At 74.0% G+C, this 25,646-nt stretch carries 28 protein-coding genes and 1 tRNA gene; 9 read left to right on the top strand and 20 right to left on the bottom strand.

Annotation, left to right across the window (positions count from 1 at the left end; translation table 11 throughout):
- Nucleotides 1-55: 55 nt before the first annotated feature.
- The 11 genes from Q6347_RS12305 to Q6347_RS12255 all read right to left on the bottom strand — a co-directional run bounded on the left by Q6347_RS12305 (nucleotide 56) and on the right by Q6347_RS12255 (nucleotide 11,898).
- Entirely contained in the window at nucleotides 56-1,894 is a 1,839-nt protein-coding gene (locus Q6347_RS12305) for a glycosyl hydrolase family 18 protein (RefSeq protein ID WP_304604490.1), read from the bottom strand.
- Between the two features lie 41 nt (nucleotides 1,895-1,935).
- Nucleotides 1,936-4,530 carry a glycosyl hydrolase family 18 protein gene (locus tag Q6347_RS12300; RefSeq protein ID WP_304607500.1) on the bottom strand — a complete coding sequence of 865 codons (2,595 nt, stop codon included), beginning with the start codon at nucleotides 4,528-4,530 and terminating at the stop codon, nucleotides 1,936-1,938.
- Between the two features lie 183 nt (nucleotides 4,531-4,713).
- Entirely contained in the window at nucleotides 4,714-6,348 is a 1,635-nt protein-coding gene (locus tag Q6347_RS12295) for a helix-turn-helix transcriptional regulator (RefSeq protein WP_304607499.1), read from the bottom strand.
- 94 nt (nucleotides 6,349-6,442) lie between these two features.
- Entirely contained in the window at nucleotides 6,443-6,868 is a 426-nt protein-coding gene (gene dtd / locus Q6347_RS12290; protein ID WP_304607498.1) for a D-aminoacyl-tRNA deacylase, read from the bottom strand.
- Entirely contained in the window at nucleotides 6,865-7,866 is a 1,002-nt protein-coding gene (locus Q6347_RS12285; RefSeq protein WP_304607497.1) for an asparaginase, read from the bottom strand. The genes dtd and Q6347_RS12285 overlap by 4 nt, the downstream gene beginning before the upstream one ends.
- Nucleotides 7,860-8,198 (bottom strand): DUF2516 family protein, encoded by a 339-nt coding sequence (locus tag Q6347_RS12280; protein WP_304604495.1) that lies wholly within the window; start codon nucleotides 8,196-8,198, stop codon nucleotides 7,860-7,862. The genes Q6347_RS12285 and Q6347_RS12280 overlap by 7 nt, the downstream gene beginning before the upstream one ends.
- A 9-nt stretch (nucleotides 8,199-8,207) precedes the next feature.
- Nucleotides 8,208-8,630 (bottom strand): type II toxin-antitoxin system VapC family toxin, encoded by a 423-nt coding sequence (locus tag Q6347_RS12275; RefSeq protein WP_304604496.1) that lies wholly within the window; start codon nucleotides 8,628-8,630, stop codon nucleotides 8,208-8,210.
- A 16-nt stretch (nucleotides 8,631-8,646) separates the two neighbouring features.
- Nucleotides 8,647-8,943, bottom strand: coding sequence for a type II toxin-antitoxin system Phd/YefM family antitoxin (locus tag Q6347_RS12270; RefSeq protein ID WP_171245615.1), 297 nt, complete (start codon nucleotides 8,941-8,943; stop codon nucleotides 8,647-8,649).
- Between the two features lie 72 nt (nucleotides 8,944-9,015).
- Nucleotides 9,016-10,152 (bottom strand): aromatic acid exporter family protein, encoded by a 1,137-nt coding sequence (locus Q6347_RS12265; RefSeq protein WP_304607496.1) that lies wholly within the window; start codon nucleotides 10,150-10,152, stop codon nucleotides 9,016-9,018.
- Between the two features lie 7 nt (nucleotides 10,153-10,159).
- A complete protein-coding gene (locus Q6347_RS12260; protein ID WP_304607495.1) occupies nucleotides 10,160-11,329 on the bottom strand; it encodes a folate-binding protein YgfZ in 1,170 nt (389 codons plus the stop codon).
- Nucleotides 11,326-11,898 carry an FABP family protein gene (locus Q6347_RS12255; protein ID WP_304604500.1) on the bottom strand — a complete coding sequence of 191 codons (573 nt, stop codon included), beginning with the start codon at nucleotides 11,896-11,898 and terminating at the stop codon, nucleotides 11,326-11,328. The genes Q6347_RS12260 and Q6347_RS12255 overlap by 4 nt, the downstream gene beginning before the upstream one ends.
- Nucleotides 11,899-12,051: 153 nt before the next feature.
- Here Q6347_RS12255 and Q6347_RS12250 point away from each other — a divergent pair, with 153 nt between their 5' ends.
- Complete coding sequence (locus Q6347_RS12250; RefSeq protein ID WP_171245619.1) at nucleotides 12,052-12,429, top strand: DsrE family protein; 378 nt, start codon at nucleotides 12,052-12,054, stop codon at nucleotides 12,427-12,429.
- Between the two features lie 16 nt (nucleotides 12,430-12,445).
- Here the strand turns inward: Q6347_RS12250 and Q6347_RS12245 are convergent, their stop codons facing one another.
- From Q6347_RS12245 to Q6347_RS12235, 3 genes are all read right to left on the bottom strand, one after another.
- Nucleotides 12,446-12,898: a DUF4395 domain-containing protein gene (locus Q6347_RS12245; RefSeq protein ID WP_304607494.1), complete on the bottom strand. Its 453-nt coding sequence runs from the start codon at nucleotides 12,896-12,898 to the stop codon at nucleotides 12,446-12,448.
- Nucleotides 12,895-13,356, bottom strand: a complete 462-nt coding sequence (locus Q6347_RS12240) for a thioredoxin family protein (protein WP_304607493.1) — start codon at nucleotides 13,354-13,356, stop codon at nucleotides 12,895-12,897. The genes Q6347_RS12245 and Q6347_RS12240 overlap by 4 nt, the downstream gene beginning before the upstream one ends.
- Before the next feature lie 134 nt (nucleotides 13,357-13,490).
- Nucleotides 13,491-14,225, bottom strand: coding sequence for a hypothetical protein (locus Q6347_RS12235; RefSeq protein WP_171245622.1), 735 nt, complete (start codon nucleotides 14,223-14,225; stop codon nucleotides 13,491-13,493).
- Nucleotides 14,226-14,311: 86 nt separating this feature from the next.
- Here Q6347_RS12235 and Q6347_RS12230 point away from each other — a divergent pair, with 86 nt between their 5' ends.
- The gene (locus Q6347_RS12230; RefSeq protein WP_304604503.1) at nucleotides 14,312-15,073 is read left to right on the top strand and encodes a response regulator transcription factor; all 762 of its coding nucleotides are present in this window, start codon (nucleotides 14,312-14,314) and stop codon (nucleotides 15,071-15,073) included.
- A gap of 27 nt (nucleotides 15,074-15,100) precedes the next feature.
- The gene (locus Q6347_RS12225) at nucleotides 15,101-16,033 is read left to right on the top strand and encodes an alpha/beta fold hydrolase (RefSeq protein ID WP_304604623.1); all 933 of its coding nucleotides are present in this window, start codon (nucleotides 15,101-15,103) and stop codon (nucleotides 16,031-16,033) included.
- A gap of 19 nt (nucleotides 16,034-16,052) precedes the next feature.
- Here Q6347_RS12225 and nth read toward each other — a convergent pair whose 3' ends face one another.
- On the bottom strand, nucleotides 16,053-16,781 hold the full coding sequence (gene nth / locus Q6347_RS12220; RefSeq protein WP_304607492.1) for an endonuclease III: 729 nt from the start codon (nucleotides 16,779-16,781) through the stop codon (nucleotides 16,053-16,055).
- 209 nt (nucleotides 16,782-16,990) lie between these two features.
- Between nth and Q6347_RS12215 the strand changes: the two genes are divergently transcribed.
- A complete protein-coding gene (locus Q6347_RS12215) occupies nucleotides 16,991-17,668 on the top strand; it encodes a Crp/Fnr family transcriptional regulator (protein ID WP_304604505.1) in 678 nt (225 codons plus the stop codon).
- Between the two features lie 224 nt (nucleotides 17,669-17,892).
- Here Q6347_RS12215 and Q6347_RS12210 read toward each other — a convergent pair whose 3' ends face one another.
- Together Q6347_RS12210 and Q6347_RS12205 are read right to left on the bottom strand one after the other, a co-directional pair.
- A complete protein-coding gene (locus tag Q6347_RS12210) occupies nucleotides 17,893-18,360 on the bottom strand; it encodes a RidA family protein (RefSeq protein WP_304607491.1) in 468 nt (155 codons plus the stop codon).
- A 7-nt stretch (nucleotides 18,361-18,367) separates the two neighbouring features.
- A complete protein-coding gene (locus Q6347_RS12205) occupies nucleotides 18,368-18,529 on the bottom strand; it encodes a DUF4177 domain-containing protein (RefSeq protein WP_171245625.1) in 162 nt (53 codons plus the stop codon).
- 130 nt (nucleotides 18,530-18,659) lie between these two features.
- Between Q6347_RS12205 and Q6347_RS12200 the strand changes: the two genes are divergently transcribed.
- The 4 genes from Q6347_RS12200 to Q6347_RS12185 all read left to right on the top strand — a co-directional run bounded on the left by Q6347_RS12200 (nucleotide 18,660) and on the right by Q6347_RS12185 (nucleotide 22,543).
- The gene (locus tag Q6347_RS12200; protein ID WP_304607490.1) at nucleotides 18,660-20,996 is read left to right on the top strand and encodes a transglycosylase domain-containing protein; all 2,337 of its coding nucleotides are present in this window, start codon (nucleotides 18,660-18,662) and stop codon (nucleotides 20,994-20,996) included.
- Between the two features lie 11 nt (nucleotides 20,997-21,007).
- Nucleotides 21,008-21,910: a metallophosphoesterase gene (locus Q6347_RS12195; RefSeq protein ID WP_304607489.1), complete on the top strand. Its 903-nt coding sequence runs from the start codon at nucleotides 21,008-21,010 to the stop codon at nucleotides 21,908-21,910.
- Nucleotides 21,911-22,003: 93 nt separating this feature from the next.
- Nucleotides 22,004-22,080, top strand: a tRNA-Pro gene (locus Q6347_RS12190).
- A gap of 100 nt (nucleotides 22,081-22,180) precedes the next feature.
- Entirely contained in the window at nucleotides 22,181-22,543 is a 363-nt protein-coding gene (locus Q6347_RS12185; protein ID WP_304607488.1) for a hypothetical protein, read from the top strand.
- A 30-nt stretch (nucleotides 22,544-22,573) separates the two neighbouring features.
- On the opposite strand, the gene Q6347_RS12180 is transcribed toward Q6347_RS12185, so the two are convergent.
- Genes Q6347_RS12180 through Q6347_RS12170 form a run of 3 tightly spaced genes read right to left on the bottom strand, consistent with a single transcriptional unit; the run spans nucleotide 22,574 to nucleotide 24,499 of the window.
- A complete protein-coding gene (locus Q6347_RS12180) occupies nucleotides 22,574-23,140 on the bottom strand; it encodes a GNAT family N-acetyltransferase (protein WP_304607487.1) in 567 nt (188 codons plus the stop codon).
- A 39-nt stretch (nucleotides 23,141-23,179) separates the two neighbouring features.
- A complete protein-coding gene (locus Q6347_RS12175; RefSeq protein ID WP_304607486.1) occupies nucleotides 23,180-23,536 on the bottom strand; it encodes a GntR family transcriptional regulator in 357 nt (118 codons plus the stop codon).
- 3 nt (nucleotides 23,537-23,539) lie between these two features.
- Nucleotides 23,540-24,499, bottom strand: a complete 960-nt coding sequence (locus Q6347_RS12170; protein WP_304607485.1) for a hypothetical protein — start codon at nucleotides 24,497-24,499, stop codon at nucleotides 23,540-23,542.
- 89 nt (nucleotides 24,500-24,588) lie between these two features.
- Between Q6347_RS12170 and Q6347_RS12165 the strand changes: the two genes are divergently transcribed.
- Nucleotides 24,589-25,563 (top strand): LacI family DNA-binding transcriptional regulator, encoded by a 975-nt coding sequence (locus Q6347_RS12165; RefSeq protein ID WP_304604513.1) that lies wholly within the window; start codon nucleotides 24,589-24,591, stop codon nucleotides 25,561-25,563.
- Nucleotides 25,564-25,646 lie beyond the last annotated feature (83 nt).

Raw genomic sequence — 25,646 nt, 5'->3', positions numbered from 1 at the left:
ACGACGGCGGCCCCCGACCTGGTCAGGTCGGGGGCCGCCGCGCTGCGGAGGGCGGTCAGCAGGAGGCCGGGCCCTCCCACACCTGGGTCGCGCCGGGCTCCTCGCCGGTGGTCCACCACTTCGCGGTCCACTCCGCGCCGTCGTGGCTCACGACGTCACCCCCGACGTACACGGCGCCGGGCTCCCAGGCCGTGGCGGTGCAGTCCCCGGGAGCGGTCGTCGGTGCCGGCGACGGCTCCCCGCCGTCGCAGGCACCGGTCTCTGCCCAGACGTCGGCGGTGCCGGGCTCCTCGCCCTGCGTCCACCACTTCGCCTCCCACTCGCTGCCGGCGTGGGCGACGACGTCGCCGCCGGTGTACACCGCACCCGTCTCCCAGGCCGTGGCCGCGCACTCCCCGGGCTCCGGGGTCGGGTCCGGGCTCGGCGACGTGGTCGGGTTCGGCGTGGGCTCCTCGGTGGGCTCGGGGTCCGGCTGGTCCGGCACGTCGACCGGCCCGGCGGAACCCGTGTAGAGCCCGGCGGCCAGGGCGTCGACGAGCTCGCCCTCCTCGTCGCCGGACAGGTCCCACCACATGCCGCCGCCGAGACCCTGCTCACGGACGTAGCCGACCTTCTGGGTCACGCTCTGCGGAGTGTCGAGGGACCACCACTGGTTCCCGTCGTACCGCCAGGCGGCGCCGATCTCGGCGTCGTAGTACTCGGTGCCGAGGGTCTTCAGCACGTCGTAGTCCTCGTTGCCGGCCTCCCAGGTGCCGGGTGCCGCGCCGGTGGCCGGGCCCCAGGCGTCCGCGGACGTGGCGCCCTGCCAGCCGCGGCCGTACATCGCCAGGCCGAGGCCGAGCTGGGCGGGGTCGATGCCGGCGCCGGTGTACTCCTGCACCGCCTGGTGCACGGAGAACTGCCGGCTCGGCTCGCGCGGGTCGGCGGGGTCGTCGTACAGGTTGCCCTGGTGGCCGGTCAGCGAGGCGTCCCAGGCGCCGTGCAGGTCGTAGCCCTGGACGTTGCCGTAGTCCAGGGAGTCGAAGATCCGCGGGTCGTTCCACCCGCCGGCGGCGATGTCGGCGGGGTTGGCCGGCAGGAAGGCCGACAGCAGGTAGTCCTCGCCGGTCTCGGCGCCGTAGGCGTCGAGCTGGGCGCGGAACTCGGCGAGCAGCAGCCGGAAGTTCTCGGCATCGTTCTCGACGTCGACGTGGTTGCCCTCGAGACCGTTGGTGGAGCCGGGCCACTCCCAGTCGATGTCGATGCCGTCGAACACCCCGGCGGCGGCCCCCTGCCCGCCCCTGCCGTCGATGACGGGCAGGTCGCCCCGGATGTACAGGTCGAGGCAGGAGGACACGAAGTTCTGCCGGGACTCCGGTGTCGCGGCCGCCTTCGAGAAGTTCTTCGACCAGGTCCAGCCGCCCAGCGAGATCATCACCTTGAGCTGGGGGTGCTTCTCCTTGAGCTGCTTGAGCTGGTTGAACGACCCGGCCAGCGGCTGGTCCCAGGCGTCGGCCTCGCCGGAGACGCTCTCGGCCGCGGAGTAGCTCTTGCCGTAGTCGGCGTAGGCGTCCCCGGCGCCGTCGGAGCCGTTCGGACCGGTGCCCTGGGCCTTGTTCGCCTCGAAGCACTCGAGGGTCTCGTGGTGGATGTTGCCGAAGGCGTAGTTGATGTGGGTGAGGTCGGCCGCGACGCCGGACGTGTCGAGATCCTTGACGTGGAAGTCGCGTCCGTAGACGCCCCACTGCGTGAAGTACCCGACGTTGCGGTACCCGTTGATGGCGCTGTCGCCGGAGGAGGTCTCGGCGGCCGTCGCGCTCGTGGCGGCGACGGCGCCGACGGCTCCCGTCACCGCGACGGCGAGGCCGGTCAGGGCGGCCGCGACGCGGCGCACCCCTGGTCGTGATCCGGTCATGGTGCTGTCCTTCCTGTGGGTGGTCGGTGCGTCGTGCACGGTCAGCAGGTGCCCTCGTCGGTCCAGGCGTCGGCGCTCGCCGTGGGTTCGGCCCGGGTCCACCACTTCGCGGTCCAGGCGTGGCCCGCGTGGGTGACGGCGTCCCCGCCGGTGTAGGTGCCGCCGGTCTGCCAGGCGGGGGCCTCGCAGGCGGTGCCGTCCGCCGCGCCGCCGCCGTCGTCGCCGCCCCCGGAGCCGCCCGAGCCGGCGGGCAGGTCGACGACGGTGACACCCCGCGGCTGGTCGTAGGTGGTGGCGTAGTCGGTCCCGTCGACGGTGACGACCACGTTGGAGAGCTGCGCGATCGGCAGGGTCCAGGTCAGGTTGTTGGTGATCGACCCGCCGGCGGGGATCCCCCCGGCCGGCACCGTGAACTCCGCGTCGTGGAAGTCCGCGGTCAGCCCGCCGACGTTGTCTCCGGTGTGCCCCTGGCGCGTCGTGGTCGTGCCGAACCCGGACCAGTCGCTCATCTCGCCGAGGTCGCTCGTGCCGTACTGGAACGAGATCGTGGCGCCGGCCGGGACGTCCGTGGCCCCGTGGTTGGTGAGGACGACCTTCGGGGCGATCGGGTAGTTGTTGTCCCCCAGGGCGAACTCGGTGTAGTCGATGCTCAGGTCGAGCGCCCGGTCCGGCATCGGCCGGTCGGCGTTCGCCTTCGTCGCGCCGTACGGGGCGACGCCGGACAGCTTCGCGTGCATCAGGTCGACCAGCGTCGAGCCGATCCCGTACTGCCCGGCCGCCTCGTCGTAGGCGTAGTCGCCGGCGAGCTCCCAGATCATCATGCCGCCGAGCCCGGAGTCGACGACGTGGTCGGCCTTCTCACCGATCGCCCAGGTGGTGTCGCCCGAGAGGTAGGTCCGCGTGGTCTCGTTCCACCACCACTCGTTCTTGGTCACCTCGTCGACGTGCCGGGTGTAGGTGCCCTCGATCGTGGTCGGCACGCCGTAGGAGGCGGCGTAGTCGCCGACGACGCCGTCGGCGAGGTTCAGTGCGTGCCAGATCGGGTTCACGCCGGCCGGGATCGCGTTCCCCTGCGGGTCGGTGTCGTACCAGAGGTTGTCGATACCGTCCGCGCCGTACCCGCAGGAGCCGTTGGTCCCCGCCGGGCAGTCGAAGCCCGCCGGTGCCGGGGCGGTGCCGCCGTCGCCGTAGGTGCCGCCCTGCACGTCCTGGAACCCGCGGGTGTAGAAGCCCACGCCCAGGTTGATGCGGCCGGACTGCATCGCGCCGCGGAAGTAGTGCGCGGCCCAGTCGCCGTTGAGGTAGCCGATGCCGTCGTAGGCGGTGTAGACGCCGCCGGCGGCCAGCTCGGGGTCGTCGCCGCCGTCGAACAGCGGCGAGTTGCCGCCCACGTACTCGTTCCACGCCCCGTGCAGGTCGTAGGACATCAGGTTGACGTAGTCGAGGTACTGGACGACCTGGTGGGCCTCCATGCCGCGCAGCAGCCAGCCGGAGGACGGCGAGGCGGTGGTGAGCAGGTAGTACTCGCCGTCCTCCGCACCGGCGACGTCGAGCTTCTCGCGCAGGGTGCGCATCAGGTCGACGTAGCCGGAGAACAGCTCGCCGCGACGCGCGTCGGAGAACGCGAAGTCGTCGGGGTTGCCGGCGTTCGTGTTCGACGTCGGGTACTCGTAGTCGATGTCGATGCCGTCGAACCCGTAGGTGCGGATGAGGTCGACGACGGAGTCGGCGAAGGTGTCGATGCCCTCCTGCGTCTCGGTCATCGTGTAGAAGCCGCCCGAGGCGACCCGGTTGCCGTCACCGTCGAAGTAGCCGCCGGTCTCGGCCCAGCCGCCGACGGCGGGGATCACCTTGACGCCCGGGTTGGCGGCCTTGTACTGCGCGAGCTGGTTGAAGTGCCCCGTGTACGGCAGCGCCGGGTCCATCTCCTGGCCGGGCCAGGTGGCATCCGTGGCCGGGTTGCCGGGCACGTCCTCGTTGACCGACACCCTGTTGTCCGGGCCGACGTGGGCGAACGCGTAGTTGACGTGCGAGACCTTGCCCCAGGGGATGTCGCTCGCGAAGTAGCTCGGCTGGTCGTTCCCGCCCGTGCGCCAGCTCGTGAAGTAGCCGATGACACGGCGGTCGAGCCCGTTGGGCAGGATCTCGCGGCCGTCGGTGTCGTAGACGTCGCAGTAGGGGGTGTCGACGCCCGCGGTCGGCTTCATGCCGTCGGGGCGGCAGACGTCGTCCGGGTTGGTCGAGATCGGCTCGCCCGGGTCCGCGGTCGGTTCCCCGGTCGGCTCGGGGCTCGGCTCCGCGGTCGGTGTCGGCTCCGGGCCGGGCTCGTCGGTCGGCTCCGGGGTCGGCTCGGGGCCGGGCCCGGTGGCGCCGCAGGCGCCGTCGCTCGTCCAGGGGCCCCACTCAGCGGACCCGGGCTCCTCGCCCTGGGTCCACCAGCCGGCCGTCCAGTTCTCCCCCGCGAACGAGGCGACGTCACCCGCGGTGTAGACGGACTCGGCCGTCCACGACGGCTCGCACGCGACGGCGGCGGTCGCCGCTCCGGTGCTCGTGGCCGCCGCGAGGGTCGTCGCCAGCAGGACGACGGCGGCACCGGCGGCGCCGAGCCGGCGCGGTGCCGGGTGGGTTGCTCGCATGAGAGGTCTCCCTCGTGTCGTCGGGGACGCCACCGCCGGCACCGGCCGGAGGACCCGCCGGGCGGTTCGTCGATGAACGCGTCCCTAAAAAGTAAGGGAACCTACCTTTCGACGGATCAGGGATCCCCACAGACTTGCCCGCCGCGACCGCCGCCCGGGCTACGGGTGATCCCGTACGGGTCGTCAGGCGTCGGGGCGCAGCGCCCGGACCAACAGCTCGGACCGCGAGGAGACGTCGAGCTTGCGGAACACCCGCCCGAGGTGGACCTCGACCGTCCGCACCGAGACGGAGAGCTCGACGGCCACCTGCCGGTTGGTCAGGCCGCGTGCGACGGCCTCGACCACCTCGAGCTCACGTGCGGTAAGCGTCGTCGACCACGCCGGCGGAAGCCCGGTCCTCCGAGCCGCGTCCGGCGCCCCCGGGCCGGAGGCTCGTGCCGCAGCCGCCGCGAGCAGCGACCCCGACGGCGGTACGACGCCCGGCAGCAGCGCGGCGACCGTCCCCGCCGCCGCGCGCCGGACCGGTCCGATCCGGCGCCACACCTCGACAGGCGGCCCGGCACCCGGGGCCCGCTCGCGGGCGAGACGACCGGCCAGCTCGGCGGCCAGCCCTCCGACCACGTGCGCGGACGGCAGACGAGCCGCGGCGTCCGCCAGCACGTCCACGGCGGCGCGGGCGTCGCCGGTGCACACCAGCACGAGGGACTGGACGACGCGCAGGTGCGCCTCGACCAACGGCGTCAGCGCCCCGGAGGCCACGGGCCAGGGCCCCGGCCGCGGGACCGTCGGCACGGCTCCCACGACCGTCCGGGCGAGGGCGGCGTCGGCCCCGACCGGGTCGTCGTCCAGGAGCCGCAGGGCGTCGACGACCGCAGCCATCGCCGTCCGGTCCGACGTCGTGGGCGCGAGGACGACGAGGGGGTCGACGAGCCGGGCCAGCGCGGCCGCGGGACGGTCGCGGCCGCCGTGGCGGGGCGCCGTCGGGCCGGCCCCCACCGGGGCACCCCGTCGCAGGGTGGCCACGGCGTGGACGAGCCGTGCGGCCTGCCGGGCGACCCCGGCGTCCGGGCCCCCGGCCGCGTCGCGCAGCCACCGGTCGGCGTCGTCGAGGCACCCGCTCCACAGGGCGCAGCGGCCGGACAGCAGGGCGGCGGCCGCCCGCCGGGGCCCCACGGCGTGCGAGACGGCCTCGCGGGCGACGCGGTGGGCGGCCGAGGCGTCGCCCCGCTGCAGCAGCAGGTCCGCCAGCTCCAGCAGTCCGTCGGCGAGCAGCTCGTCGCCGGACGGCGTGCTCACCGCCGTGTGCCACAGGGCGGCCGCCGTCTCACCGACCCGACGGGCGGCACCGGCGAGCGCGGCGTGGAGCGCCACCCGCTCGGACAGATCGGCGGCCGCGTGCAGCGCTGCGCGCACCCCGGGATCCACCAGGGCGGCCGACCCGTCGCGCACGGTCAGCCGGTCGGCGACCACCGGCCGGGCCAGCACGGCGGCGTCGGCACCGGCGGCGTCCAGCACGACCTCGGCGCGCCCGGACACCGCCAGGGCCGCGCAGAGCAGCACCCGGCGTTCCTCCGGGTCGAGCGCCGCCACCGGGACGCGGGCCCGTAGCGCGGGCACGGCCGGCAGCGGGTCGGGAAGAGCCGATCCGCCGGCGACCTGCGCCGGACGCAGAGCGGCCACGAGCTGCTCGACGGCCTCGGGGTCACCGGCGGCCGCCCGCGCGAGCCACGCCCCCACCCAGGGCGCCACGACGACGCCCCCGGTGCCGGTGCGCCGGGCCGCCGGCGCTGCCGGTGCTGCCGGGTCCAGGGACGTCATCGTCAACCTCCCGGTGATCCGCACGATCGGTGCAGGTCACGAGTTTGTCAGGTTTCCGGATGATATCCCGGGTCACCGGTTGCCGCTCCGGTTGTCAGGTCTCCAGCAGCATCGTGACCGGCCCGTCGTTGACGAGGTCGACGGCCATGTCGGCACCGAACGCCCCGGTCGCGACCTCGAGACCGCGCCCGCGCAGGTCCGCCACGACGGCGTCGACGAGCGGCTCGGCGACGGGGCCGGGCGCCGCCGCCTGCCAGGTGGGCCGCCGTCCCTTGCGGGCGTCCCCGTAGAGCGTGAACTGGCTGACCACCAGCACCGGGGCACCCTCGTCCGCGGCGGAGCGCTCGCCCCGCAGGATCCGCAGGTCCGCGATCTTGCGGGCGATCGTCGCGACGTCGGCGGGCCCGTCGTCGTGGGTCACGCCCACGAGCGCCACCAGGCCCGGCCGGTCGATCGTGCCGACGACCTGGCCGTCCACGGTCACCCGGGCCCGGGTCACCCGCTGGACCACGGCCCTCACGAGGCCACCTCCGCCCGGACGGCCACGGTGGAGCGGACCTCGCCGACCGGTGCGCCGCCCCCGAGCACGGGCGTGGCGCCGAGCGCGTCCAGCGCCGCCTCGTCGGCGCCGGGCACGTCGAGGGCCCCGGCGGCGCGCAGGGCGGCGGCCAGCACCGCCGGCCGCGGCCGGGAGGCCCCGTCGAGCACCTTGAACGCCAGCGCCGCCCCACCCGGCAGAGCGGCGGCGTACACCCCGTCGGCACCGTCCTTGGCGAGGAGGCCGGGCACCGCACGCATCGCGCGCGTCGCGTCGCGACCGTCGCCGCCGACCAGCTCCGGGAAGGCGGTCATGGCCGCGACCACCCGCCGCTCGGGGCTCCCGGCCGGCGCCTGGACCATGCGCGAGAAGGACCGCGCGAGACCGGCCGGCGTGGTGGAGAACAGGGGTGCCCCGCACCCGTCGACCGTGACGCGCCGGGCGGCGTCCGGGCCGGCGAGCTCGACCACCGCGGCCCGTACCGCCTGCTGGAGAGGGTGGTCCACGGCCAGGTACCCCTCGAGGGGCCAGCCGGCGACCCGGCAGGTGGCCAGCATCGCGGCGTGCTTGCCGGAGCAGTTCTGCGTGAGGCGGTCGGGCCCGTGCCCGGCCCCCTGCCACGCCGCCGCGGCCTGCGGGTCGTACGGCAGGTCGGGGGTGTTCGCCAGCGACTCCTCGGTCAGCCCCACCCCGGCCAGGATCTGCCGGGCCACCCCGACGTGCCGGGGGGTCCCGTCGTGGCTGGCGGCGGCGAGCGCGAGCTGGTCGGCCGGGAGCTCCAGCCCGGCGCGCAGCATGGCCACGGCCTGGACGGGCTTGAGGGAGGAGCGCGGCCAGATCTCGACGTCCGGGTCCCCGGCCGCGAGCACCACCGTGCCGTCCGGGTCCAGCACGACCAGGTGACCCAGGTGCACGGACTCCACCAGGCCGCCCCGAACGACCTCCGCCAGCGGGACGGCTCCCTGCGCGACGCTCACCATCCGTTCGACCCCTGCGACCGGCCCTTGCCCCGTCCGGTGCCGTACGGCTTGAGCCGCGGGCGGACGTCGACGAGGTAGATGATGGCGGCGACCACCGCGACGATGCTGAGGAACCCGAGGGAGCTGATCGCCCCGCCCGAGGTGGGCAGCGCGAGGAAGCCGAGCGCCGTGGCGACACCCAGGATGACCAGCCAGATCGGCTTGGACAGCTTGCCCTCGGCGGTGAACCCGTGGGCCGGACGTCGCACGGCGTCGACGAGGGCGAACACCTCGATGACGAAGATGACGATCGCCAGGATGACGAAGACGTAGAACTGCAGGCTCGCGATCACGGGCCCAGGCTACGGCAGCACCCGCAGTCCGTGGCTCCGCGCGGCGGTCGCCACCCGCTCGTCCCAGGCCGCGAGGATCCCGCCGTCGCGCATGACGGCGATCGCTCCGGCCACGTGCACCGCGTCGGCGCCCCGCAGCGGGTCCGTCCCCGCGGCCAGCGCGGCGGCCTGGTCGGCGAGCTCCGCGGTGACCTCCACCCGGTGCAGGGCCGGCCACAGCTCCTCCCACCGGGCGACGGCCCGGTCGTGCTCCGCGGCGTCCAGGACGCCGGCCCGCAGCCCCGCCGCCAGCGCCGCTCGCAGCTCGACGTCCGCGAGCCGCGAGGTCACCACGAGGTCGGCGCGGTTCCACAGCGCGCTCGCGAGCTCGGACCCCGGCTCCGGGACGCAGAGCTTCACCAGGGCGCTGGCGTCGAAGTAGACGAGAGCCATCGCTGTCCCGCCCCGGTCAGCGCCGGATGCGGCGCACGAGACCGGACAGGGCGGAACCGGACGTCGAGCGGTGCGCGCCGTGGCCGGGGCCGGTCGGCTCCGGGGCCGACGGCACCTCGTGCACGGGCCGCGACCCGTCCGCCGGGGAGACCAGGCCGTCGCGCACCAGCTGGGCGACGAGGTCGGCGCTCTGGACGCCGGTGAGGCGGGCGACCGGGACCCCGCGCTCGGTGATGACGACCTCCTCGCCCGCGCGGGCCCGCTCGATCCACGACTTGAGCTCGGCACGCAGCGTGCTCACCGGGACGTCCATGGTCGACGACGCTACCGCAGTCGGTCCGTCGCAGGTAGGCCCCGTGGCGGGTTCGCGGCCCGAGAGACCAGGTCAGAGCTCCGGCAGCGCGGCGCGGGCGTCCCCGGCCCCCAGGCCGGCGGCCTCCAGGGTGTCCACCACGGGCGCGCGCAGCAGCACCACGAGCGAGGCGACGCCCAGGTCGTCACCCCCCACCTCGCGCGGGTCGGCCTCCGCGGCGACCTCGAGCAGCAGCGCCCGCGCCCCCTCGAGCGACGCGCCGTCCCCGAGCGCCGTCGACAGCAGCCGCACCCCGCCGGCGAAGCGGTCCACGAGGTCGGCGACGGCGGCCACGTCCGGCCAGGTGCCGTCCGGGGCGACGACGGTGGGGGCACGCCGGGCGAGCACCCGCACGCTGCGCATCGCGCGGTCGAGCAGCACCGCCTGCTCGGCCAGACGGCTGAACTCCGCCCAGTGCCCCCGGTTGACGCTCACCTGCGCGATGTCGGCGGACTTGCGTGCCGCGTCGCGCCAGTCCGCCAGCACGGGTTCGCTGGCCCGGCCGCGCACCAGCGCGGCGGCCAGCTCGTCCGCGTCGTGGTTCCGCAGCCCCCGCGCGACCGACTCGAGTGTCTCGGCCAGCTCGGAGGTGCCCCCGGCCGCCTGGGCCCGCAGCCGGCGGCGCGGGTCCCCCGGGGTCAGCACGGTCACCACCAGGGCCACCAGACCGCCGATGGCGGCGTCGGTCCAGCGGCCGAACGCGCCGTCGACGACCATCGCGAAGGGCAGCCCGACGACCACGATGGCCTGCACACCCGCCTGCGTGACCAGCAGGGGGCCGCGGTCGAGGAACCGCGCCAGCAGCGCGGAGACCAGCAGCACGACCGTGAGCTGCCACCACCCGGAGCCGATGACCTCCACGACGAGCTCGCCCATGCCGACCCCGACGGCCACGCCGGCGGCGACCTCGGCCACCCGGCGCAGCTCCCGGTCGAAGGAGAACCCGAGGCACACCCAGGCGGCCACCGCCGCGAAGAAGGGCTGGGCGTGCCCCAGCAGGGTGTGCGCGATCCCGTAGGCGGCACCGGCGGCGAGGGAGGCCTGCACGATCGGCCAGAAGCTGCTGCGGACACGGGCCCAGCCCTGGCGCAGCCGGATCCGACGGACCAGGGACCGCACGGCCGTGTTGGCGGCGTCACGCGCCCGGCGCGGGTCCGGCCCGGTCCTCACCGTTCGATCACAGCAGGCTCTGAGACCCGTCGCCACCGCGTGAGGTCAGGCCCCGCATCGTCTCGCCGCGCGCGGCGGGCCGGTCGGCCGAGACGCCCTCGCCGGGCACGACGACCTCCTGCGAGGCCGCCACGGCGATCTGCTCGGCGTCGTCCCCGGCACCGACCGGGCCGACGACGGCGAGCTCGGCGTCGACGGGGACGTTCCGCTTCACCACGGCCAGGGCCACGGGGCCGAGCTCGTGGTGGCGGGCCACGGTCGTGACCCGTCCGACCACCTTGCCGTCCGGTCCGTCGCGACGGACCTCGGCGCCGGCCTCCGGCACGACGTGCTGGGAGCCGTCGAGGTGCAGCATGACCAGGCGCCGGGGCGGCCGGCCGAGGTTGTGCACGCGCGCGATCGTCTCTTGCCCGCGGTAGCAGCCCTTGTGCAGGTGGACGGCGGTGCGCAGCCAGTCGAGCTCGTGCGGGACGGTGCGGTCGTCGACCTCGCGGGCGAGCCGCGGCCGCCACGCCTCGACGCGCAGGGCCTCGGTGGCCCACGTCCCGGCGAGCCGCCACCCGGCCACCTCCCGCGCGGCCACGGCGTCGACGAGGGTCTCCCGCGGGACGAGCACGAGACGCCAGTCGCGGTCGGCCCCGGGGTGCTCCGCGGCAGGCGGACCGTAGCGGGTGCCGCCGCCGACCACCTCGGGCCAGCTGTCGCGCCAGGTGACGGGTTCGTCCTCGGTGCCCTCGGCGTCGACGGCCTCACCGATCGCGGCGTAGGAGTCGGTCACGTCGTCGATCTCGACGCGCATCATGAACTTCATGCGCTCGAGCCACGCCACGAGCGGTGCGACGTGGTCCCGCTCGGTGACGAACCAGGTGGAGGTGCCGTCGTCGACGACCGCGAGCGCGTGCTCGGTCCGTCCTTGCGGGGAGAGCACGAACAGCTCGGTCGAGGTGCGCGGGGCGAGGTGCTCGACGTCCTGGGACGTGATCGAGTGCAACCAGCCCAGGCGGTCCGGGCCTGTCAGGCGCACCACGCCGAGGTGCGACTGGTCGACGACGGCCGCACCGCGCACGAGCGCGCGCTGCTCGGCCACCGGGTCGCCGTAGTGCCAGGCGACCCCGGCGTCCGGGCCGGTCGCCGCGACGGCGTCCGGGCGGTCCAGCAGGGGGCTGCGGTAAATCATGATTCGTCGGTGACCCGGTCGAGCTCTCCCGACGCGTACGTGCCCATCGGGTGGCCGAAGGCGGCGAGCTCCTCGACCCAGAGCAGCCGGCCGTCGACGTTGCCGTACAGCCGCTTGGCGGCCGTCACCTCGGCGGCGGTGGCGGTGCGGGCCACGAAGTCGGTGGCCAGGTCCACCCGGCCGTCGCCGACCACGCCCAGGAAGAGCGCGACCCGACCCGAGGCGTCCGTGAGCAGCACCTCGAGCGGGTGCTGGCTCTCGGAGAGGCCCTCCGGCCGCTCGGAGGCGACGCGCCAGTAGCCCGTCTCGGTGGACCAGACGGTGTCGAAGGCGGCGTCGTCGCCGACCTCACCGTCGGTGACCGCGCCGTCGGAGGCGCCGGACCGCACGGACAGCGTGGACTCGAACCGCAGGTAGGGACCGCCGTCGTGGTCGAAGACGAGCTCCTGGCGGAACTCGGTCTCCTCGATGCCCTCGTACTTGATGACACCGCCCCCGGTCCACCGCCCGACCAGCCAGGCCAGCGGGTACACCTCGGGAGCGAGTCCCTCGGGGAAGGTGAACGGCATCAGCGCTGACCGTGGAAGAGCTTGTAGACGACGTAGGCGGCGAACCAGGTGATCACTCCCACGGTGACCACCAGGAGGCTGGTGAAGAAGATCTCGAGCGCGTGGATCGACATGCCTCGATGGTACCCATCGCCGTGGGGCTAGGGTCGACCTATGACCGAGACCACAGACCGGCGATCCCTCGTCGTCAAGACGACGTCGGGCACGGACCGGCCGGAGGCCGCGAACCAGGCGCTGACGGTGGCCGCGTCGGCGGTCGCCGCCGGGGTGGACGTCTCCCTCTGGCTGACCGGGGACGCGGCGTGGTTCGGGGTGCCCGGTCGTGCCGACGAGCTGGCGCTGGAGCACGCCGCGCCGGCCGCCGAGCTGCTCGAGGCGGTGCTGGCGGCCGGGACGGTCACGGTGTGCTCCCAGTGCGCGGCGCGCCGGGAGATCGGCCCCGAGGACGTGCTCGACGGGGTGCGGATCGCCGGCGCCCCGGTGTTCGTCGAGGAGTCGCTGCGCCCGGGGGCCCAGGCCCTGGTCTACTGACCGGCGCGCCCGCGCCCTACCGCGCGGACGGACGCAGCCGGCGTCCCAGCAGGTACAGCTCGCAGCCGAGGCACAGCCCCACGGTGGCGTTGAGCGCCGCCGCGACGAAGGCGAGCCCGGCGGCCCACGGCACGACCGCGAGCGCCCCGGCCCAGCCGGCGACGACGCCCGCACCGGTCACGACGAGCCCCACGGTCTGCGCGAAGCGCGGCGGACGGACGTCCTCCAGCTCCGGCGGCGGGGCGAGCCTCGGCCGGACCAGGGTGCGGAAGAGCCAGCCCTGCCAGGTGGCCTGCGGGCCGCGCACCGCACCCGGCACGAAGCTCAGCGCGACGACGGTGAGCAGCACCAGCGCGGGCGTGGTCGGACCGATGAGGACGACGACGGCCAGCAGCAAGGCGGTGATGCCGGCCCCGACACGGGGGCCGCGGGGGTCGATGCGGGGCGGGTCGGTGGTCTCCACGGTCATGCGGTCCTCCCCGCCACGGGTGCCGACGGCACCGTCGCGAGCGCGTCCCGGGCGCGGGCCGGAGTCATCCCGCCGGACGCGCGCGCCACCTCGGTGCCGGCGGCGTCCAGCACCAGCACGGTGGGCGTGCGGCGCACCCCGGCGCGCTCCACGAGGTCGGGACGGTGGTCCACGTCGACCTCGACGTGCGTGACGCCGGGTTCCTCGGCGGCCAGCGCGCCCAGGGTCCGGGCGGTGGACCGGCAGGCCGAGCAGACCTCCGCCGACAGCTGCAGGAACGTCGCGCGGTCGCCCGGGGTCACGCCCTGGGCGACGAGCTCGTCCGTCCAGCCGGTCGCGGCGGCGTCCACGGCGCCCGGTGCGGTCGTGCGCACGCGGCCCTGGGCCGAGCGCCACGTCAGCGCGAGCACCGCCGTCACCACGAGCAACGCGGCGAGCGCGGTCCACTGTGCGGTCATGCGATGGCCTCCTTCAGATCACCACCCACCGGCAACAGATCGTTTCGCATGGATGTTCCCGGCCGTCGTCACCGGAGAATACGCGCCCCGCCCGGTCCGCGCCGGACCGTCCACCTGCGGGTCCGACCCCCGGGCTACAGGAGCATGCGGCCGACGACGAACACGAGCATCCCCGTGATCGTCACCGGGACGGCGGCCGCCGCCGCGGCGGCACGACGTCTCTCGAGGGCGGGCTGGCGTTCGAAGAGCAGACGGAGCGCGGCCGAGACGAGACCGGCGACCAGCCCGACGACGAGGCCGTGCACGGGTTCGACCTCGGGCAGGGCCGACGCGGTGCCGGCCCCCGCGGCTCCACCGAGCACGACGCCCAGCAGCGACCCGATCCACCCCCCGGCGACCGGGAGCGCCGCCACCGCCGACGCCACGGCCAGGCCGACGGCGCTGGTGACCACGAGCCCGGCACCGGCGTCCGTCGACGCGGTGGCCAGCCATCCGGCGGCGGAGACCGTGACCACGACGCCGGCCGTCATCCCGCTGACGGACTCGACCAGACGAGGGCGCCCGCCACGGCGCAGCATCTGCGCCACGAAGGCCAGCACGAGCGACAGCGCGATGACGAGGGGCAGGTTGCGCAGGATCGGCTCGCCCTCGGTGAACCAGGTGACGGCGAGCCCGCCGGCACCCGCCAGCAGCACCACCACCGAGGTCGCCCCCTCGGCCGGCAGGCGGAGCAGCGGCGCCCAGCCGGCCGTCAGCAGCAGGATCAGGAGCCCGCACGCGCCGAGCGTCCACCAGGGCCCCAGGTAGGCGGCGGTCGCCACGAGCGTGGCGAGCACCGCCGTCGTCACGGCACGGGAGGTCACGGTCACGCGGACGAGTCTCCCATGCCAAGACGTTGTGACCTTCGGGGCGCGGCAGGGTACCTTGACGATCACCCGCAGCGGGAGGAGTGCACGTGGCGGAACTGTTGATCCTGACGCCCGCGACCGGCGGTTCGGTCGAGGTGCTGCCCGCGCTGGGACTGCTCTCGCACAAGGTGCGCGTGCTCCCCATGGAGCCCTCGGCGCTCGTGGACGCCCCCGACTCGGACGTCGTCCTGCTGGACGCCCGCCGGGACCTCGTCGCCGCCCGCACCACGTGCCGCCTGCTGCACGCCACCGGGCTCACGGTCCCCCTCGTGCTGATCCTCACCGAGGGCGGCCTGACCGTCGTCAACCACGAGTGGGGCGCGGACGACCTGCTGCTCGAGTCCGCCTCCCCGGCGGAGGTCGAGGCGCGGCTGCGCCTCGTCGTCGAGCGGTCGGCGCACGGCACCCGCGAGGACTCGCCGCAGGAGATCTCCGCCGGCGAGCTCGCGATCGACGCGGGCGGGTACACCGCCCGCCTGCGCGGCCGCCCGATCGACCTCACCTACAAGGAGTTCGAGCTCCTCAAGTACCTGGTCCAGCACCCGGGCCGCGTCTTCACCCGTGCCCAGCTCCTGCAGGAGGTGTGGGGCTACGACTACTACGGCGGCACCCGCACCGTCGACGTGCACGTGCGCCGGCTGCGCGCCAAGCTCGGCCCGGAGCACGAGCAGCTCATCGGCACCGTGCGGAACGTCGGCTACCGGTTCGACCCGCCCAAGGAACCCCGCGACGACACGTCCGCCCCGGGGACGGGGCCGGGCCCCGACCGCGACGCCCCCGGCTCCGCCCACGTGTCCTCCGGCGGCTGACCGGGTAGGTTGCGGCCCGTGACCGCCATGTCCGACGCCGCCGACTACTCCTGCGCACTGGTCGACGGACCGTGGCGGCACGAGTTCGTCGCCGCCAACGGTTCCCGCTTCCACGTCGCCGTCGCCGGCCCGCGCCCCACGAACGGCGACCGGGACCCGCTCGTGGTGCTGCTCCACGGCTTCCCGCAGTTCTGGTGGGCCTGGCGTCACCAGATCGCCGCCCTGGCGGACGCCGGGATGCAGGTCGCCGCGCTCGACGTCCGCGGGGTCGCCGCGTCCGACAAACCGCCGTCGGGCCGCGACGTGCCGACCCGCACCCGCGACGTGGCCGGGGTGATCCGCTCCCTCGGACACGACCGTGCCGTCGTCGTCGGTGCGGGCACCGGCGGCGCCCTCGCGTGGGCCATGTCGGCGCTCCAGCCGGCCGTCACCGCGGCCGTCGCCGCGGTGAGCGCACCGCACCCGGGCCGCCTGCACGTCCCGGGGAGGGGCATCCTCACCCCCGCGGCCCGGCGCCTGTTCGCCGCCGCGCAGCTGCCCGGCGTCCTCGAACGCCGCCTGCAGGACGCCGACGGCGTGGCCGGCATCCTGGACGCCGGCTCCGACCGCCCCCTGGACCCGGAGGCGGTCGCGCGCTACCGGGAGGCGCTGCGCGTCCCGTTCGCCGCGCACAGCGCGGTGGACGCGCTGCGCTGGTTGTCCCGCACGTCGAGCCACCCGGCCGGACGCCGGTACCTCGCGGCCCTCAAGCGCCCGATCGACGTGCCGGTCCTGCAGCTCCACGGCGCCGCCGACGGGTTCCTGCGGCGCGAGACCGCCGACCTGGACGGGGCGGCGCTCGCGCGCGACTTCCGGTTCGAGGTCGTCGAGGGGGCGGGCCACTTCCTGCCGGAGGAGGCCCCCGACGCCGTGACCGGGCTGCTGCTCGACTGGCTGCGGCGCCCGGGCGTGCTGCGCTGACCGACGGGCGCGACGGCGGTCAGCCCTGCGGCCCCGGCCGGAGCAGCTTCGCGGCAGCGACCGGGTCGGACTCCCCCAGACCGTTCGACGGGCACCACCGCGCGACCGGGCAGGCGCCGCACGCCGGACGCCGCGCATGGCAGACCCGGCGGCCGTGCCAGACCAGGTGGTGGCTCAGCATCACCCAGTCCTTGCGGGGGAAGAGCTCGCCGACGGCGTGCTCGACCTTGACCGGGTCCTCCTCCTCGGTGAACCCGAGGCGCCGGGCGAGCCGGCCGAAGTGGGTGTCCACGGTGATGCCGGGGATGCCGAACGCGTTGCCGAGCACGACGTTCGCCGTCTTGCGCCCGACGCCGGGCAACGCCACCAGGTCCGGCAGACGGCGCGGCACCTCGCCGCCGTGCCGTTCCACGAGAGCCTGGGCCAGGCCGATCGCCGACCGCGTCTTGGCCCGGTAGAAGCCGAGCGGGCGCAGGATCTCCTCGACGTCAGCCGGTTCGGCCGCGGCGAGCGAGGTGGCGTCGGGGTACCGGGCGAACAGCGTCGGCGTCGTCGCGTTGACCCGCACGTCGGTGGTCTGGGCCGAGAGCACCGTGGCGACCAGCAGCTCGAAGGGCGTGGTGAAGTCCAGCTCCGCACGCGCGTCCGGGTAGGTCTCGGCGAGCACGCGGTCGATGCGCCGGGCCCGTCGGACCAGGGCCAGACGGGACTCGCCGGTAGGGGTAGGCTGCTCCGACGTCTCGACCATGCGGGCAGCGTAACCCCGGACTCCGACCGCAGGACGGACGCCAGGTCGCGGAACTCGAGGACCCCGCCGGTCGTTCGCCCGGACGTCACCCCGCGGCGGTGCGTCCAGGCACGACGCCCTGGTGTGAGGCAGACTGAGACCTGGAACACATTTTGACAGACGCGCGCCTCGCCCCGCTCGGGCAGAGGCCCGAGAACGTGAGGATTGCTGTGGACGACACCGTCGTGCTCTCCGCCCCCTTGTTCGCCGACATGGACACCGAGGAGTCCAAGGCGCTCATCGAGTCCATGATCCCGGTCGAGCTGGGCCGCGGGGACGTCCTGTTCCGCGAGGGGGAGCCGGGCGACCGGCTCTACGTGATCGCGCAGGGCAAGATCAAGCTGGGACGCCGTTCCAGCGACGGTCGGGAGAACCTGCTGTCGATCCTCGGACCTGGCGAGATGTTCGGCGAGCTCTCGCTCTTCGACCCGGGCCCCCGGACCGCGACCGCGTCGTCGGTGTCCGACGCGCTGTGCTACGAGCTGCGCCACCAGGCGCTCGTCCAGTGGGTCGCCGCCCACCCCAACGTCGCCACGACGCTGCTCGGCGCGCTCGCCCGACGGCTGCGCCGCACGAACGAGACCCTGGCCGACCTCGTGTTCTCCGACGTGCCCGGGCGGGTCGCGAAGGCGCTACTCGACCTGTCGCAGCGCTTCGGCGAGCCGAACGACGAGGGCGTCCGCGTCGCGCACGACCTGACGCAGGAGGAGCTCGCCCAGCTCGTCGGCGCGTCCCGCGAGACCGTCAACAAGGCGCTGGCCGACTTCGCCACGCGTGGCTGGGTCCGTCGCGAGGGCCGTGCCGTCGTGCTGCTCGACATGGACCGGCTGGAGCGCCGCGCCCGCTGAGTCCTGCTCGTCCGCGGACGTCGAAGGCCCCCGGACACCGTCACGTTCACGGCCGCTGGGCGGCCTCCACTTCGGGGTGGATGACGGTGTCCGGGGGCCTTCGACGTCCGCTGTGTGCGCTGTACCGCGGCGTCCCGCGCGGTCGGCAGTTCCTGCGTCGATCGGCAGCTTGAGGTGCCGATCGACGCACGAACTGCCGAGCTCGTGCTGTGACGGGCGACCCGTCAGTCGGCGAGCTCGACGATCAGCTCGACCTCGACCGGGGCGTCCAGCGGCAGGACCGCGACGCCGACGGCGGACCGGGCGTGCGTGCCGGCGTCCCCGAAGATCTTGCCCAGCAGCTCGCTGGCACCGTTGAGGACGGCGGGCTGGCCGGTGAAGGACGGGTCGCTGGCCACGAAACCGGTGACCTTGACGATGCGCACACCCTCCAGCGTGCCGGCGACGCTGTGCACGGCGGCCAGCGCGTTGAGGGCGCAGATACCGGCGAGCTCGGTGGCGTCCGCCGGGTCCACGAGGCCGTCGCCGGCGCCGACCTTGCCGGTGGTCGGCAGGGCACCGTCCACGAAGGGCAGCTGCCCCGCGGTGTAGACGTACCGTCCCGACCGGACGGCGGGCTGGTACGCCGCCACCGGTGCGGCGACGTCGGGCAGGGTCAGGCCCAGCTCTGCCAGGCGGGGCTCGATGCTCACGCCGGCCTCACTCACCCGAGGGTCGCTTGAGGTAGGCGACGAGGTTCGCGCTGTCCGGACCCGGCACGACCTGCACCAGCTCCCAGCCGTCGGCGCCCCACTGGTCGAGGATCGCCTTCGTGTTGTGGATCAGGAGGGGGATGGTCGCGTACTCCCACGTGGTAGCCATGCGGCGATGGTAGCCCGACCATGTTTCGTCGGGGCATCGGCACGAGTCCGGGACCACGACTCCACAGGACCTGCACACCCGTGCCGGTCCTCCTGTGCGGCGGTGCGGACCGAACCTCTAGGCTGGGCACATGGCGCCTCCTGAGTCTCGTCGCATCACGCGCACGATCCCGGCCACGCAGATGGTCGCGCTGCTGCTCGCCTTCCTGCTGGCCGCCGGCGCCGGCGGCGTGCTGGCCGCGGGGTTCGTCATCCCGGCCGTCGCGGGGGTCAACGCGGTGGCGGACAGCACCGTGGAGATCTACGACGAGTTCCCGGCCGAGCTCGAGCCGCGGCCGCTGTCCCAGCAGTCCCGGATCTACGCCTCCAACGGCAGGCTCCTGGCGACGTTCTACTACCAGAACCGCATCGTGAAGCCGCTCGACGAGATCTCCGAGAACGTGCAGCACGCGGCGATCGCCATCGAGGACGAGCGCTTCTACGAGCACAACGGCGTGGACGCGCAGGGCATCACCCGTGCCGTCGTCAACAACCTCACCAACGACGCCACGCAGGGCGCCTCGACGCTGACACAGCAGTACGTCAAGAACATGCTCATCGAGTCGGCTCTGCAGGACGGTGACCAGTTCGCCGTGATCGCCGCCCACGAGTCCACCATCGACCGCAAGCTCCGCGAGGCCAAGATGGCCATCGCCCTCGAGGAGCGCATGTCCAAGGACGAGATCCTCCAGGGCTACCTGAACGTCGCACAGTTCGGGCACAACCAGATCTACGGCGTGGAGGCAGCCGCCCGCTACTACTTCGACACCACGGCGGCCGACCTCACCGTCGTCCAGGCCGCCACGATCGCCGGGATCACGAAGGCGCCCAGCAAGTTCGACCCGACGCGGAACCCCGAGCTGGCCCAGGAGCGGCGCGACCTGGTCATCAAGAACATGTACAGCCTCGGGTACATCTCGCTGGACGAGCGCGACGAGGCGCTCGACCAGCCGATCGAGGAGACGCTGAACGTCAACCCGACGCCGGCCGGCTGCCAGATGGCGAACAACTCGGCGTTCTTCTGCGACTACGTCATCAAGGAGCTGCTGCTGGACCCGGCGTTCGGGGAGACGCGCGCGGACCGCCAGAACCTGCTGTACCGGGGCGGTCTCGACATCCACACGACGCTGGACATGAAGAAGCAGAAGTCTGCGTTCAAGACCATCAAGAAGTCGGTGCCCGAGGACGGCAGCAGCGAGGGTCTCGAGGCCTCGATCGTCTCCGTCGAGCCCGGGACCGGCAAGATTCTCGCGATGGCCCAGAACGTCCCCTACACCGGGACGAAGGCCGCCGAGAAGGCGAGCCGGGACACGACCGTCAGCTACAACGCCGACTACCTGCACGGCGCCTCGGGCGGGTTCTCCCCCGGGTCGAACTTCAAGCCGGTGGTCCTCGCCGAGTGGCTCAAGAGCGGGCACACCCTCAACGACGTCGTGAACGCCAACGAACGGACCTGGGACACCGGCAAGTTCAACTCTCCGTGCAAGCCCCTGCCCTCGGAGGAGTGGTCGGTCGGAAACGCGGAGGGCGGCTCCGCCGGGCCGATGAGCGTGCTCAAGGCCACCTACCTGTCCGTCAACGCGGCCTACGCCGACATGGGCTCACGCCTCAACCTCTGCGACCTGCGCGGCACGGCCTACCAGATGGGCTTCCGCCCGACCAGCACGAGCCTGCCCACCGAGACGCGGGATGTCGGACCGCTCAAGACCACGCAGGTCAAGGAGAGCGACATCAACATCTTCGCGCCGATGCTGCTCGGCACGCAGGAGTCCTCCCCGCTGAACATGGCCGCGATGTACGCCACCATCGCCTCGGGCGGGACCTACTGCGCGCCGCGGGCGATCACGGGCGTCACCGGACCCCGGGGTGAGGAGTACGAGGTCCCCGAGGCCGACTGCGACAAGAACGCGCTGCCGAGCAACGTCGCCGCCACGATGGCCTACGCGATGGAGAACGTCTTCACGCGCGGGACTGCCTACTACGTCGGCGGTCTCGAGGACGGCCGCCCGGTCGCCGGCAAGACGGGCACGTCCCAGCTGTCGGCCCAGACGTGGTTCTCCGGGTTCGTCCCCCAGCTCGCCACGACCGTCTGGGTGGGCTCCGTCGACAACCCCCGCGAGGACCACACCGGTCCGGGCACTGTCGCGGGCAACTCCTACGACATCCTCTACGGCTCGACCGTCGCGGCCCCGACCTGGAAGACCTACATGGACCAGGCGGTCAAGGGCATGCCGGTCGAGGACTTCGGCGCCCCTGACCCGCGGCTGATCGGCTCGGCCCCGGCCCCCACCTCTGCGCCCACCACGTCCGACGACAGCTCGTCGTTCAGCACGGGGTCCGACTCCTCGGGCGCGAGCGACGGCCCGGGGAACAGCGGCGGCAACGGAAACGGCAACGGGAACGGTCAGAACGACGGGAGCGACGGCTGAGACCCCTCACCGTGCTGGGCGGGGTCGCCGCCCTGGGCGTCGCCGGCCTGGCGTACGCACACCTCGAGACGAAGCTGTTCACGTTGCGCCGGGTGACCGTGCCCGTGCTGGCCCCGAGCGAGCGCGACCTGCGGGTCCTGCACGTCTCGGACCTGCACCTGACCCCGGACCAGCAGCGCAAGATCGACTGGGTCCGGTCGCTGGCCGCGCTGGAGCCTGACCTGGTGATCGACACCGGCGACAACATCGCGCACCACGACGCCGTCGACCCGCTGCTGCACGCGCTCCAGCCGCTGCTCGCCGCCCCGGGGGCGTTCGTCATGGGCTCCAACGACTACTACTCCCCCACCTTCAAGAACCCGGCGCGCTACCTGCTCCCGGACGCCCGCGGACCGATGCGCCGCACGCCCGACCTGCCGTGGGACCGCATGGCCGCGGCGATGCGCGACGCCGGATGGGCCGACCTGACCAACCGGCGCGACGCCGTCGACGTCGGGGGGCGGCGCGTCGCCCTGGCCGGTGTGGACGACCCGCACCTGGACCGGGACGAGTTCCCGGAGACGACCGACGACGAGCCGGCGCTGCTGCGCCTCGGGGTCGCGCACGCGCCGTACCAGCGGGTGCTGGACCGGATGCACGCCGACGGGGCGGACGCGATCATCGCCGGGCACACGCACGGCGGCCAGCTGTGCCTGCCGTTCTACGGGTCGCTGGTCACCAACTGCGACATCGACCGCGGACGTGCCAAGGGTCTGCACGGCTGGCCCGGCCCGCGGCCCGACGAACCGGGCGGCGAGGACTCCACCTGGCTGCACGTCTCGGCCGGCGCCGGGACCTCGCCGTACGCCCCGGTGCGGTTCGCCTGCCGCCCGGAAGCGACCTTGATCACGTTCACGGCGCGGGACCGGATCTGAGTTTTCGTTCCGGGGCGATCGTCGGCTATTCTGAGCAGGCTTCCGCACGAGGGATCCGGTTCGCCGGTGTTCGAGCGTGCGGGCGCAGTCCCTCGGGGTGTGGCGCAGCTTGGTAGCGCGCTTCGTTCGGGACGAAGAGGTCGCAGGTTCAAATCCTGTCACCCCGACCAGTCGAGAGGCCCTCTGGCCAGCGGAAACGCTGGTGGGAGGGCCTCTTGTCCTTCCTTGACGGGTCTCTGCGTCTGTTCCCGCCGTGGCCATTCTTCGGTCATGCGCAGCGACGACGGAGGCACGCGCTCGCCGCGCACGTACCGGTCCGTGGCCGAGGACTCTCCCCTGGGTCTCGTCCTGCGACTGCTCTGTCGGCCGAGCAAGGGTCAGTTCGAGCTGGCGTTCGGTGCCAGCCCACGGTCGGAGCAGCGCGTCGGCATGCTCAGGAAGACCCACTTCGCTGCTGGTGCCGGCCTCGTCGGAGGGACGATCATCGGCGTCGTGGTGGCGTTCCACCGCGGGCGCAGGTTCCCCGGACCTGCGTGGACGGAGGCCGACTCGCAGATCGCATCGATCGCCGTCGGCGCCGCGGTCGCTATCTGCCTGATCACCGCGGTGCCGATCTGGACCCTCCTCCGGTAGAGGGCAGGGCCGGGGTCGCCCGGTGGAGGGTCAGCCCTGCCAGTCCTCGGCCAGCAGCGCGTAGTCCATGCCGTCCAGCCACTCGCCCGACCGGTGCAGACCGGTCTTGCGGCTGTGCTCCTCCCGGCGCATCCCGAGGCGCTCCATCAGCCGCCACGAGGCCTCGTTCGCCGCGAAGCATCCGGCGTGGACGCGACGCAGCCCGAGCTGCTCGAAAGCCATCCCGATCGCTCCACGGACCGCCTCGGTCGCATAACCCCGGCCGCCGAACGCCGGGTCGAGGGTCCAGCCGATCTCGGCCTGCACGGCGCGGCCCTGGTCGGCCACCTCGGCCTGTGCCCACCCGTCCTCGACCCTCACCATGAGGTCGCCGATCGGCTCGCCGTCGAGCTCGACCACCAGCGTGAGCGCCAGACGGGCGGGGTCGACGAACCGCATCCGGTAGGTCGCGTAGTCGGTCGGCGCGCTGGTGATCCACTCCCCCACCTCGGGCAGCCGCCGCCACCGCCAGGTCGCCGCGGCGTCGTCGGGCGTCGCACGGCGGATCGCCAGGCGTTCGGTCAGCACGGGCCAGGTGACGGCGTCGAGGGGGTCCACGGCCTCAGCGTAGGCGGCCATGTCGGCCCGACGTCGGCGTCAGTCGCCCCAGACGGCGCGCAGCACACGGACGGCCTCGTCGACGTCGACCCCCGCCTCCCGGCCGGCACGGGCCAGACCCTGCGCACTCTCGACGACGGCGTGCGGCGCGGCACCTGCGGTTGTGCTGACGCGGGTCCCGGAACCGATGCGGCTGGCCAGGACCCCGTCGGCCTCGAGGGACCGGTACGCCTTGGCCACGGTGCCGGCCGCCACCCCGAGGTCGGCGGAGAGCTGGCGGACCGAGGGCAGCCGCTCGCCGGCGCCGAGCCGGCCTGTGGTGACCAGGCCCCGGATCTGGTCACGGATCTGGTCCGCCGGTGGCGCGCTGCCGGTCAGCGCGATGCGCAGCGGCACCGCTCAGCCCTCCGTCGCGAGGGCGGGTTCCGCGTCGCGCGCCCGTTCGGCACGGCGGGCCGTCAGCGCGGCGAGCAGCAGGAAGAACCACACGAACCAGCCGCCGGCCTGCACGACGTCCCCGACCAGATGCAGGGGTTCCGCGAGCGGGGCGAACGCGCTGCTCAGCACCCCGGTCCCGGACGAGGAGCCGCGCACCATCAGGGCGCCCTGCAGCGAGTAGACGACGGCGGACAGGTGCAGCAGCAGCGCGCCGACGACGACGCCGACGACGGCACGCGAGCGCCAGGTCCGCTGGGCCAGGTCCGACTCGTGGTCGCCGACCACCGCCGGGCGCGCGATCAGCACGAGGTCGAGGAACGCCAGGAGCAGCAGCCCGGCGATCAGGACAAGGCACGGCACGGAGTAGTACCAGCCGTAGACGGAGGCCCCGACGGCGGTCTCCCCGGCCTCGATGAGGAACATCCGGTAGTGCCCCTCGTCGTCAGGCCGCGAGACCAGGCCCAGCGCGACCGTGAGGACGACGACGCCCGTCAGCACCAGGGACACCGCGACGAACCACCACGGACGGACGAAGGTCAGAGGCGTCCGCCGGGCCAGGACCGCGGAGCGACCGGTCGGGCGGCGACGGACCGGGAGGAGGAACACGGCCAGGGCGATCAGGCCGGCGATCAGGGGCCCGGTGTAGAGGGTGGCGCCGTACAGCCCGCCCAGGAGCTCGGGTCCGCCCACGACGGGCCCGATACCGCTCCACCGTCGCGCGGCCAGGAAGGCCAGGGCGAGCGCCAGGCCGGAGAGCACCACCGCGCGGACGCCCGTCGTGACCGGCAGTGCGCCGGCGGACCGCCGACGGGCCACGACGAGCACGAGGGCCGCCAGCAGCCCGACCGCCTCCTGCCAGAACGTCAGGAACAGGAACAGCGCCACGGCGAGGACCTCCGTCGGTTCGGTCGGCGGGACCATGTGTACCAGTGAGTTGATACACCCGTCCAGCGCACCCACCGCGACGGCGCGCCGCGTAGAGTTCGACCCACACCGTCGTGGAGGATCCCTTGCCCGTCACCAGTGCCGACGTCGCGCGCGCCGCCGGCGTGTCCCGCACCACCGTCAGCTACGTCCTCAACGACACCCCGGGCACGAACATCTCGACCGCGACCCGCGACCTCGTCCTGGCCACCGCCGCACAGCTCGGGTACGCGCCGTCGGCCGCGGCACGCGCCCTGCGCCGCGGGCAGAGCGACCTGGTCGTGTGCGTCCTGCCCGACTGGCCCACCGGCCCCGTCGTGGACACGGTCCTGGACCTGCTCACCGACAACCTCGCCGAACGCGGCCTCTTCCTGCTGGTGCACCACCACCGCTCGACCCGGCCGCTGCGCGAGCTGTGGCGGGCCGTCACGCCCCGCGTCGTCGTCGGTCTCACGCACTTCCCGGCCGAGGACCTGCGGGCGCTGCGCCAGGCGGGCATCGAGGTGGTCGGTGCCGGGTCCGTGGACGACGGCGCCCACCCCGGCATCGACGCGGAGAACCAGCGAGGACTGGGCGAGCTCCAGGTCGAGCACCTGCTCGAGCGTGGGTACCGACACCTCGGCATCGCCACCACCCCGGACGAGCGGCTGCGCGAGTTCGCCGACCTGCGCACGGACGGTGTGCGGCGCGCCTGCGCCCGGGCGGACGTCCCCGTGCCGCCGGTCGCCGTCGTCACCCCGGTCGCCCCCGCGACCGAGGCGGTGCGCGGGTGGGTGGCCGACGGCGTCGACGCGGTCGCCTGCTACAACGACGAGGTCGCCCTGGCGGTCCTGGCCGGGGCCCGCGAGGCCGGTGTCGAGGTGCCCGGCCGTCTCGCCGTCATCGGTCTCGACGACGTCCCGGCCGCCTCGCTCGCCGACCCGCCCCTGACGACCATCTCGCAGCCGAGCGCCGCGCAGGCCCGTCACCTGGCGGCGAGCGTCGAGGCGGTGCTGGACGGCCGGCCGCTGCCGCCCGGGCCGGACGAGCCGAGCCGCGTCGTCCCGCGCGCCTCGACCTGACCGACCCCCTCCGCGCACGGCGCCCCGCCCCGGACGCAGGAGAACCCCGCCCCGGGGACGGACCGGACGGGCCGTCCCCGGGG

Origin of the sequence: Isoptericola sp. b408 (assembly GCF_030588085.1) — a bacterium.
GTDB lineage: Bacteria > Actinomycetota > Actinomycetes > Actinomycetales > Cellulomonadaceae > Isoptericola > Isoptericola sediminis.
Note: the sequence above shows the minus strand (reverse complement) of the source record. Positions and strands in the feature narration are given on the sequence as shown.

Bases quoted from the DNA above. Each gene is read 5' to 3' on its own strand.
- Q6347_RS12305 (WP_304604490.1), bottom strand. From the start codon at position 1,894: ATGACCGGATCACGACCAGGGGTGCGCCGCGTCGCGGCCGCCCTGACC.
- Q6347_RS12300 (WP_304607500.1), bottom strand. From the start codon at position 4,530: ATGCGAGCAACCCACCCGGCACCGCGCCGGCTCGGCGCCGCCGGTGCC.
- Q6347_RS12295 (WP_304607499.1), bottom strand. From the start codon at position 6,348: ATGACGTCCCTGGACCCGGCAGCACCGGCAGCGCCGGCGGCCCGGCGC.
- Q6347_RS12285 (WP_304607497.1), bottom strand. From the start codon at position 7,866: ATGGTGAGCGTCGCGCAGGGAGCCGTCCCGCTGGCGGAGGTCGTTCGG.
- Q6347_RS12275 (WP_304604496.1), bottom strand. From the start codon at position 8,630: ATGGCTCTCGTCTACTTCGACGCCAGCGCCCTGGTGAAGCTCTGCGTC.
- Q6347_RS12270 (WP_171245615.1), bottom strand. From the start codon at position 8,943: ATGGACGTCCCGGTGAGCACGCTGCGTGCCGAGCTCAAGTCGTGGATC.
- Q6347_RS12260 (WP_304607495.1), bottom strand. From the start codon at position 11,329: ATGATTTACCGCAGCCCCCTGCTGGACCGCCCGGACGCCGTCGCGGCG.
- Q6347_RS12255 (WP_304604500.1), bottom strand. From the start codon at position 11,898: ATGCCGTTCACCTTCCCCGAGGGACTCGCTCCCGAGGTGTACCCGCTG.
- Q6347_RS12250 (WP_171245619.1), top strand. From the start codon at position 12,052: ATGACCGAGACCACAGACCGGCGATCCCTCGTCGTCAAGACGACGTCG.
- Q6347_RS12245 (WP_304607494.1), bottom strand. From the start codon at position 12,898: ATGACCGTGGAGACCACCGACCCGCCCCGCATCGACCCCCGCGGCCCC.
- Q6347_RS12240 (WP_304607493.1), bottom strand. From the start codon at position 13,356: ATGACCGCACAGTGGACCGCGCTCGCCGCGTTGCTCGTGGTGACGGCG.
- Q6347_RS12225 (WP_304604623.1), top strand. From the start codon at position 15,101: ATGTCCGACGCCGCCGACTACTCCTGCGCACTGGTCGACGGACCGTGG.
- nth (WP_304607492.1), bottom strand. From the start codon at position 16,781: ATGGTCGAGACGTCGGAGCAGCCTACCCCTACCGGCGAGTCCCGTCTG.
- Q6347_RS12205 (WP_171245625.1), bottom strand. From the start codon at position 18,529: ATGGCTACCACGTGGGAGTACGCGACCATCCCCCTCCTGATCCACAAC.
- Q6347_RS12200 (WP_304607490.1), top strand. From the start codon at position 18,660: ATGGCGCCTCCTGAGTCTCGTCGCATCACGCGCACGATCCCGGCCACG.
- Q6347_RS12185 (WP_304607488.1), top strand. From the start codon at position 22,181: ATGCGCAGCGACGACGGAGGCACGCGCTCGCCGCGCACGTACCGGTCC.
- Q6347_RS12170 (WP_304607485.1), bottom strand. From the start codon at position 24,499: ATGGTCCCGCCGACCGAACCGACGGAGGTCCTCGCCGTGGCGCTGTTC.